Annotated in this window: 9 protein-coding genes and 3 pseudogenes; 7 read left to right on the top strand and 5 right to left on the bottom strand. The window is 57.9% G+C overall.

Features of this window, described 5'->3' with window-relative positions:
• Positions 1–70: 70 nt before the first annotated feature.
• Both galU and ACH0BU_RS17545 read right to left on the bottom strand, forming a co-directional pair.
• Positions 71–937: a UTP--glucose-1-phosphate uridylyltransferase GalU gene (galU, locus tag ACH0BU_RS17550; protein ID WP_500264425.1), complete on the bottom strand. Its 867-nt coding sequence runs from the start codon at positions 935–937 to the stop codon at positions 71–73.
• Between the two features lie 200 nt (positions 938–1,137).
• Positions 1,138–2,421: an exopolysaccharide biosynthesis polyprenyl glycosylphosphotransferase gene (locus ACH0BU_RS17545; RefSeq protein ID WP_500264424.1), complete on the bottom strand. Its 1,284-nt coding sequence runs from the start codon at positions 2,419–2,421 to the stop codon at positions 1,138–1,140.
• 701 nt (positions 2,422–3,122) lie between these two features.
• Between ACH0BU_RS17545 and ACH0BU_RS17540 the strand changes: the two genes are divergently transcribed.
• The 3 genes and pseudogenes from ACH0BU_RS17540 to ACH0BU_RS17530 all read left to right on the top strand — a co-directional run.
• On the top strand, positions 3,123–3,560 hold the full coding sequence (locus ACH0BU_RS17540) for a PilZ domain-containing protein (protein WP_500264423.1): 438 nt from the start codon (positions 3,123–3,125) through the stop codon (positions 3,558–3,560).
• Positions 3,561–3,698: 138 nt separating this feature from the next.
• Positions 3,699–3,794: pseudogene (locus ACH0BU_RS17535) on the top strand (transposase); the annotation flags it as partial.
• A gap of 8 nt (positions 3,795–3,802) precedes the next feature.
• Positions 3,803–3,948 (top strand): annotated as a pseudogene (locus ACH0BU_RS17530) (IS3 family transposase); the annotation flags it as partial.
• Between the two features lie 202 nt (positions 3,949–4,150).
• Here the strand turns inward: ACH0BU_RS17530 and ACH0BU_RS17525 are convergent.
• Positions 4,151–4,510: a hypothetical protein gene (locus ACH0BU_RS17525; RefSeq protein WP_500264422.1), complete on the bottom strand. Its 360-nt coding sequence runs from the start codon at positions 4,508–4,510 to the stop codon at positions 4,151–4,153.
• A gap of 69 nt (positions 4,511–4,579) precedes the next feature.
• Between ACH0BU_RS17525 and ACH0BU_RS17520 the strand changes: the two genes are divergently transcribed.
• The 3 genes from ACH0BU_RS17520 to epsI all read left to right on the top strand — a co-directional run bounded on the left by ACH0BU_RS17520 (position 4,580) and on the right by epsI (position 6,725).
• Entirely contained in the window at positions 4,580–4,801 is a 222-nt protein-coding gene (locus ACH0BU_RS17520; protein WP_500264421.1) for a hypothetical protein, read from the top strand.
• Between the two features lie 320 nt (positions 4,802–5,121).
• Entirely contained in the window at positions 5,122–6,024 is a 903-nt protein-coding gene (gene xrt, locus ACH0BU_RS17515) for an exosortase (protein ID WP_500264420.1), read from the top strand.
• On the top strand, positions 6,021–6,725 hold the full coding sequence (epsI, locus tag ACH0BU_RS17510) for an exosortase-associated protein EpsI, V-type (protein ID WP_500264419.1): 705 nt from the start codon (positions 6,021–6,023) through the stop codon (positions 6,723–6,725). Before xrt ends, epsI begins: the two co-directional genes overlap by 4 nt.
• Here the strand turns inward: epsI and ACH0BU_RS17505 are convergent.
• On the bottom strand, positions 6,715–6,957 hold the full coding sequence (locus tag ACH0BU_RS17505; protein WP_500264418.1) for an XrtV sorting system accessory protein: 243 nt from the start codon (positions 6,955–6,957) through the stop codon (positions 6,715–6,717). The two genes, epsI and ACH0BU_RS17505, sit on opposite strands and share 11 nt — an antisense overlap.
• Before the next feature lie 118 nt (positions 6,958–7,075).
• Here ACH0BU_RS17505 and ACH0BU_RS17500 point away from each other — a divergent pair, with 118 nt between their 5' ends.
• Positions 7,076–7,882 carry a hypothetical protein gene (locus ACH0BU_RS17500; protein ID WP_500264417.1) on the top strand — a complete coding sequence of 269 codons (807 nt, stop codon included), beginning with the start codon at positions 7,076–7,078 and terminating at the stop codon, positions 7,880–7,882.
• Between the two features lie 72 nt (positions 7,883–7,954).
• On the opposite strand, the pseudogene ACH0BU_RS17495 reads toward ACH0BU_RS17500, so the two are convergent.
• Positions 7,955–8,094 (bottom strand): annotated as a pseudogene (locus tag ACH0BU_RS17495) (transposase); the annotation flags it as partial.
• Positions 8,095–8,147 lie beyond the last annotated feature (53 nt).

Genomic DNA, 8,147 nt, shown 5'->3' with positions numbered 1-8,147 from the left:
GAAACTGGACTTCCCCATCACCGCCTCCTGTCCTCAAAATTAGGATCGAAGGCGTCCAGAAATCTAGGGGCTACTCACCGTGTAGTAGCGTCTCGGCGAAGCGGCGCACCTGCGGGCCGACGTCCTCGCGCCCAAGCGCGAGTGCGAGATTAGCTTGAATATAGCCTGCCTTGTCACCGCAGTCATAGCGTTCGCCCTCAAAGCGAAAACCATGAAAGGGCTGGCGCCCGATCAACTGGGCCATCGCGTCGGTCAGTTGGATCTCACCGCCCGCACCAGTCTCGTGAGCATCTAGGATCTGCATCACTTCGGGTTGGAGAATGTAGCGACCAGGGATCATCAGGTTAGAGGGCGCCGTACCCTTGGGCTTCTCCACCAGCGCCTTTACCTCCACCAACCGTCCGTCATCCGCGCCAGGCGAGATGATGCCGTACTTGCCGGTTTCCTCAGGCGAGACCTCAAGGGCGCCGATGAAGTTGCCGCCTACACTGGTATATGCCTCAACCATCTGGCGCATGAAGCCGCCAACCATCAGCTCGTCCGGCAGGATGACCGCGAAGGGTTCATCGCCAACGATGTCGCGGGCGCACCAAACGGCATGACCTAGGCCAAGGGGCTCCTGCTGCCGGATATAGACCGGGCTACCCGGCTGCATTCGGATGCCATCAATCGCCGCGAGCGACTTGCCACGCACGCGCAATGTATCCTCGAGCTCGTAGGCGATATCGAAGTGATCCTCGATCGCGGTCTTATTACGACCGGTCACGAAGATGATCTGCTCAATGCCCGCTTCCAACGCTTCCTCGACTGCGTACTGGATCAAGGGCTTGTCGACGACCGTCAGCATTTCCTTGGGCATCGCCTTTGTAGCAGGCAAAAAGCGCGTGCCGAGTCCCGCTACTGGAAAAATCGCCTTACGCACGGCCTTGATCGTCAAGTTTCTTCTCCCAAGCTGGTCAAAGTTCCGGTCGCCTAAGCTCATCCCAAGACAGCCACGTTACAACAAGGACCAGAAATAACGCTACTGGCAGTGACCGCTACCGTCACCCAAGACGACCTCAGATGGTGATCGTCGCAATGCGACAAGGCTACATGAGAAGAACTTCAAACCGCATTGCTGTTTACAACCCAGCGGCACTAGAATGTGTTCTTATGTACAAGCACCTTAAATGTCGCAAACAGGATGTAAATATCGCGGCCAATCGACCAACCAGCAGCATACTCCAGGTCACTTTGAAGGCGGTTTACCAAATCATCACGATGATGTGTCGCCCCACGAAATCCACGAACCTGCGCCAAGCCTGTAATTCCAGGTTTAAGCACATGCCGATGCCAGTATCGTTCATCGACATCCCAGAACAGCCGGTCGCCCGCTAATGAGCCAAGCGCATGGGGGCGAGGGCCAACAAGGCTCATTGAACCGCCCAGTACGTTCAAAAGTTGCGGCAGTTCATCGATGCTCGTGCGTCGGATAATTCGGCCAACGCGAGTGATGCGGTTATCGTCGCGGCTAGCGGAAATGGCACCCGCAGCATCCGATAGCTCGTGGCGCATTGAGCGAAATTTTAGAATCTCGAAGAACGCATTGCCGCGACCAACCCGACGCTGACGAAAGAATACTGGACCATTACTGTCGAGCTTGATCGCGATTGCGGTAACGATCAATACTGGTGCCAAGGCAAGCAGCGCCATGCTACACAGCACGAGATCGAAACCGCGCTTCATGATGCGTTGACTGAGATCGAGTGGTCCGGAGGCGACAGTGAGCGTCTCGTGCCCATCGATGCGACCGAAACTGAAGGCACCAATATCAGCGATGTCGTCCACCATGATCTCGCCTAGCACGTTGGCGCCCTTGAGCATCATTGCCCATTCCTTACGGCGCTTCGCCGGGCAGGCGACCACGACACGATCAACGCCACGCACCAGTTCGGCGAAGCGGTTGAGCATCATTGGATCGCGGAGGTCCGGTGCGATCCCAGCCTGTTTGGCATCAACTTGGATAAGCGATGCTCTCAGAGATGGCTGGACGTCATCCAAGACCACCATTTCCATCACTAGCGCATCCCGCCATCGCTGACGAACGACTATCGCGATTGAATAACGTACAAGCACGACCAGCGCAGTAGCTACAATCATCGTCAGCAGCAGCGTCGACCGCGGCAGCCGCTGCTCGATACGAAAGAAGTATGAGATCAGAAAAAGCGCGCCGAAGGTAAATACTAAAGCTTGCAGCGCGGCAACACGACCGCAGTCGCGATGACGAAGCGCGGTAACGGCATACGCGCCCGAGTTCATCGCTGCGCCAAGATAGATTGGCACTGTTACGAACAGGACGGCAAACCAGTTATCGTCAAGATTTTGGAACACAAGTGCCGCCAGGAATGCGGTCACGAGCGCCAGAATATCGGCCACGGCCATCGTTGCACAAAGACGCAAACGCAGCGCCTGCGACGTGGCTCTGCGGCGTTGAAGCCCCAACCGCGTGTAAGGCATACTCGCTATCGTCACTACTCCCCGACCACCCACATCGCTGACGGACACCCCCATGCCTAAAGGCATGCGATGACAGGCAGAAGTAAACGAACTACCCCGCCACGGTGATTTTATACAGATTTCACCGATCGCTGTGAATCAGAAAGAGCGGCAGCCACTTAACCGAGGTGAGTAGCGGTGGGTGACAGCTGGTACACAGGCCATCCGTGTCGTGCGGACGGGCGGAGGTGATCCGATCAGCCGAGAGCAACCAACAAAACAATCGCCCATATCGTCATTCCAGCGGCAAGCGCGCCGGCGAAGCCGATCAACGACGAGGTGGGAACAACGTCATTAGACGCCTGATGTCGCAACATTCTCTCCTGCGCCTACGAGCCGCGTTGGGTCGCGATCCCAAGTAATACAACCGTTAAACAGATAATTAGTTCCGCCGTCGGAGCTGCCGCCCCCCCCCCCGAACAGGAGGCTTCGGCTGCGCTTTACCGCTCGCATGCTCACCGGCGATTATCAGATTGATAACTTTCCCCGCGCAGGAATTGATAACCTTTTACGTGCAGGAGAAGGGTGGAACAGATTGAGGTTTAGCGTTAATGGTTAGGGTCGCGAGAGCGATGGCGCCGTCGCGGGTGCAGGACTACGACCGGCGCAGCGCGCCGCGCGTCAATTTCGGCCGTCCTGGCATTGTGCGGATCAGCGATGCTCCTCCGGTCGAAGCATTTGTCAGCGACTTAACGCGAGAAGGCTGCCGTCTGGTTACTGATGCCCCAATCTCACCTGGACAGAAAGTTCAGGTTGGCATTGCGCATTTGGGGCTCACGGCCGGACAGATCGTGTGGTACGGAGAGTATGGCTACGGATGTAAGTTCGATGTGCCTTTGGCGCCCGGAGCAATAACGCGCGCGAGCGGCCCGAGCAACGTCACTGCCCTTCATGGCGCGATTTTGCCGACAAACCCTACGGTAGCGTCAAAGCTGGGATTGCGGGCGCGGCTCGCGGTAATTGTTGGGGCCTCGGTGATCGGGTGGGGTGCTGTTTTCGCGGTTGCGATGTTTCTGCTCGGCTGAGATGATCCCCCTAGCGAACCTGACAGGGTCGCGTTCTTGAATAAGAGTGGGGCATATGACTGAGTATACAACCAGGCGTTACAACGACGGCGAGGTGCTCTCCGGTGTTCAGCGCTGAGGCGCTGAACACCGGAGGAGAAAGTCCAGATCGTCGAGGAGACGTACCTACCGGGCATGAGCGTGTCGCGGGTCGCCCGCCGGCACGGCATCGGCGCCATCCAGCTCCTCACCTGACGGCGGTTGATGGCTCAAGGTGCGCTAACCGCAGCTGGTGCGGCGAGGAGGTGGTGCCCGCATCCGAGTACCGCGGTGTGGGGCTCAGATGAGCCAACTCCAGCGCCTGCTTGGTAAGAAGACCATGGAAGCGGAGATCCTGCGCGAGGCCGTATCCCGAACCGCAAGCCCAACAAAGCGCATGGTCCGCCCCAGTCTGGCAAGCGTGAGGGGAGATTGGCAGCACGGTCTGCGTAAATGTATCCGGCCTGTTTGGGACATCTCGGCCCCTGGCCATGATGGGATACGCGCCACGGTCGTCCTTTCAAACTGCTCCTGCCATTGACGGCTGCATTTTTGGCCAGGGTTCTACCGTTTCACCATCGACTGCTTGCCATCACTTCTCTGCTTGCAGACATCTTTGTGCGGGTGCCTGGGTCAGGCAGCGATCGGCATACAGGTGGCCGATACTGCTCCTGCCGGGCGAGCACCGCCCAACTAATGCGTACGGTCGTGTTCGCTAGCGCAACGACCGCAACGTTGTTGTGCGTTCGCATCTCGAGTTCGTCGAGCCACGAGCCAAGCCCTTGCTCGCGCTTCATGTGCATGCTCACCAACCTCGCGCCGTGGATGACCAGGCGACGCAGATGGCTGTTGCCGCGCTTTGACATGAGCTGGTCGCCGACATTCGGGCGCTCGTTGCCGATCTGCCGACCTACGGCTATCGCCGCGTCCATGCCCTGCTAGGCCGTCAGGCCTTGAAGACCGGGTGCGCAGCGCCCCATCTAAAGCGCGTTTACCAGGTGATGAAGGTCCACTGGCTGCTGCTCCAGCGCCACAGCGGCAAGGGCGAGGTGCGACGGCACGACAGCCGGGTCGGTGTTGCCCGGCCGAACACCGCTTGGTGCTTCGAGGCGCTGGACATCAGTTGCGTGATGATGCGGGTCGCCGTCGTTACCTACTGCGACAAGGAAGCGCTAGGACACATCACTTTGACGGCATCACCGCCGAGGGCGTCCGCGACCTGATGATCGCGACGGCGTTAGACCCGCCTCTCCCCGGCTCGAGCCTTCCAAACGGGCAACGACAACGGCAGTCCCTACATTGCCGATGATTTCCGAGCTGTTCAGGTCTTGCACCTTTCGACCTTGGCTCTACACACGCGCATTGCACCATAATGTTGCGCAACGGTTCGCACCCGAGCCAGCATGCGAAGCACGTTACCATAAATGGCTGATCCAATTCGGTGTGGCTTGATAGAAAGTTGCCCAGAACCAGCACAGGTCTCCGCAATGCAGCCCTTGGCGGCGATTGCGGATCGCGGTAGTTTAGAGCCTAGGAGATAGAGGTGCCCGTCACTACCGCGCTGAATGCAAGTCAGGAGTCTCCGCTTCGCATAGTGGTAGCTCTCCGCGAGCGGACAGTCGCCGAATGGGTGCTCCTCGCCGGCATCACCGCTCTCGTTGTGCCGACGCTGCTTAGAATGAGCCAATGGAGCTGGTCAAAAGAAGCAGGCGCTCATGGGCCGATCGTACTCGCAACCGCCATCTGGCTAGTCTGGCGCGAAAAAGACCGTTTGCACGAAGGGGTACGGCATCCGCTCTGGCCGGGTGCTGTGCCGCTCCTCATCGCTCTGCCATTCTATGCTGTTGGTCGGATCACCAGCATCCTGGTGCTGGAAAGCCTTTCACTTTACTTCATCCTATTGACGCTGGCCTACCTCCGCTACGGTGGCGGCGTCCTCCGAAATTTCTGGTTTCCTTGCCTTTACGTGTTGTTTTTGATCACGCCGCCTGAGAACTGGATATTCGTGGCGACGCGACCGCTGAAAATGGCACTTAGCGACGCCGCTGTAGGTATCTTGGCGACCACCGGGATGGCGGTGGGCAGCACCGGTTCTCTTATTCAGGTCGGAGGCTATCAGTTGCAGGTCGCAGCTGCTTGCTCCGGCCTGAACTCGTTGATTGGTATAGGCGCGACTAGCCTTTTTTACGTTTACCTCCGTCACGGCAGCGAACCCGTTTACGCACTTATGCTCGTCGTATTGATGGTGCCGATTGCGCTTTTAACTAATCTGCTCAGGATTATGGGGATGGTGTATGCGACACAGCTGTTCGGACCGGGAGTTGTTGAAGGCCTAACACATGAGTTCGCAGGCATCGGAACATTCGCGTTGGCGCTTCTGGTGCTGGTCGGAGTCGACTTCATGTTGTTCCCAATGGTGCGTCGTCTGGGGTGGGCGCGAGGATGAGTAGGGCTCGATCACCGGTGATGTCGCTGTCCCGCCGCGACGCCTTTCTGGGTTGTGCCTTGCTGGCGACAGCCGGCCTGTCATGGGCAGGGTTACCGCGGGAGCGAGTGGTGGCTCTCCCGAATGGCAACGCTGATGACGTCATTCCGACGCGCGTTGGCACTTGGGGGCTCGCTCCTGGGATGGACTTCGTTATGCCGCCTGACGATGAAAGACAGGCCGCCGCAGTGTATGAAGATCAGGTGACCCGAACTTTCGTAAATGGGGTCGACCCGGCCATCATGTTCGTGCTTGCCTATGATCGAAGGCAGAGTGGGATGCTCATGGTGCATCGACCCGAGTCTTGCTACCCTGGGTCTGGGTTCACGATCACAGCGGATCGGCCAGTCGACATTCCGCTCGCGCCAGGACTGATGCCGCGCGGTCGTTTCCTCAGTACGCAACGCGACGAGCGGATCGAGCAGGTTCTTTATTGGACACGGCTAGGCAACGAATTTCCGCAAAGCTGGGACGAGGAGCGGCGCTTCCTAGCCGCGCAGAATCTGCGTGGCCTTGCGCCAGATGGTGCATTGGTCCGAGTATCGAGTGTCGATCTGGATCCGGAGGATGCTTACGCTCGGCTTACCCAGTTCGCTGCCGCGATGTACGCGACCACAGGACGTAACGGCCGCGCACTTTTGGCGGGGCCTGCTAACGTATGAAGTTGAAGGGCTTTAAAACCAGAAAGACATACACCGCGCTGAGCAGCAGGACGAGGATCGCGAGCAGATCGTTCCCCTCATTACCCAGCCAGTTGCCGAGTGCGCAGCCAGCAGCTGGAGGCAAATACTGCCATATCGTATCACTGGGCGTTTCCGCCGTCGATCGCTGCAGGAACAGCACGACGAGACCAGCGAATGCAGCCACAGTGGCCCAGTCGTAAAGCGTTTCCACCAGTATATTTCCTTATTTCGAGCGATCTTGTGATCGTTCCAGACAACGGATTGGATAGACCATGTCAACTCGGCCATGGAACGACCGGTGCTACAAACGGCAGTTCATCGTAGGATCATTGCTGTTTCCTCTGCTCCTGACTAGTGGGTGCGACCGTGCGCCAAAAGCCGATGGTCAAACTGTCGCAACTGTGAACGGGGAAGCAATCACCAACAGCGAACTGCAGCTGGAACTTGCCAATGTTCCTCCCGATAGGCGTAAAGAGCTTCAGTCCATGGCGGTGCAGTCGTTGGTCCAACGCAAGATACTAGCTCAGTTCGCCAAGGAATCAAAAGTAGACCGTAGCCCGGACTTTATCCTTCAAACACGCCGTATGGAAGAAGCCCTGTTGGCGCAACGTGCTGCTCAGCAAATTGCGGCTAGCGCTCGGCAGCCAGTAACAACTAGCGCTGTCAACGAATACCTAGACCGACATCCGGAACTCTCCAGTCAGCGAAAACTGATTTTGGTTAATCAACTCCAGTTTCCTACACCATCACCAGAGGTAATCGAATCTCTTAAACCTGCAAAGACTGAGGAGGATCTCGCTGCTTTGCTTGCTCAACATGGCATTGTCGCTCGCCGTAGCCAAGCCACTATGGATACTGCTGAATTGAGTGATGCAGCGAACAAGAAAATGGCAAGCCTTCCTGCAGGTGAGCCCTTGGTCTTTCTCGAAGGCCAGCGGGCCATTGCAAGTACCGTTGTTTCGGAGCGGATTGTCCCACTGGACGGCGAACAGATGCAACAAATAGCGCGCAATCGCATGGAAGCGGAGCGCAGCTCGGCGGCGTTGCGTCAGCGCGCGGACATGCTGCGTAAGCAGGCTCAGATAACCTATGCTAAAGGCTTCGCGCCACCACGCACCACTCCCGCAGCGAAGTAGCTCCGCGCTGGGCTGGAGTTGGCGCTACGAAAAGCAGCCTACCAGCTGGCGTGCCGGGCTGAACGACTAACTGCCGCCGTATTTGACCTGCGAAGCGTAGAACGTCGCACTGCTGATGCCGTGCTTGCGGCATACGTCGGCGGTCTTCATCCTGTCTCCTGCTCCTAAAGAACCGCGATGATCTGTTCGTAAGCGTGGCGTGAGGACCGCAGTTTATGCGGCTTGGGCTGTTGGCTGATCTGTCTGGGGCACCCAGTTCCACGGC

This window comes from Sphingomonas olei (assembly GCF_045369765.1).
Taxonomy (GTDB): domain Bacteria; phylum Pseudomonadota; class Alphaproteobacteria; order Sphingomonadales; family Sphingomonadaceae; genus Sphingomonas; species Sphingomonas panaciterrae.
Note: the sequence above shows the minus strand (reverse complement) of the source record. Positions and strands in the feature narration are given on the sequence as shown.

Coding starts and splice junctions, on each gene's coding strand:
- epsI (WP_500264419.1), top strand. CDS start 6,021: ATGAGTAGGGCTCGATCACCGGTGATGTCGCTGTCCCGCCGCGACGCC.
- ACH0BU_RS17525 (WP_500264422.1), bottom strand. CDS start 4,510: ATGGACGCGGCGATAGCCGTAGGTCGGCAGATCGGCAACGAGCGCCCG.
- ACH0BU_RS17520 (WP_500264421.1), top strand. CDS start 4,580: ATGAAGGTCCACTGGCTGCTGCTCCAGCGCCACAGCGGCAAGGGCGAG.
- ACH0BU_RS17545 (WP_500264424.1), bottom strand. CDS start 2,421: ATGGCCGTGGCCGATATTCTGGCGCTCGTGACCGCATTCCTGGCGGCA.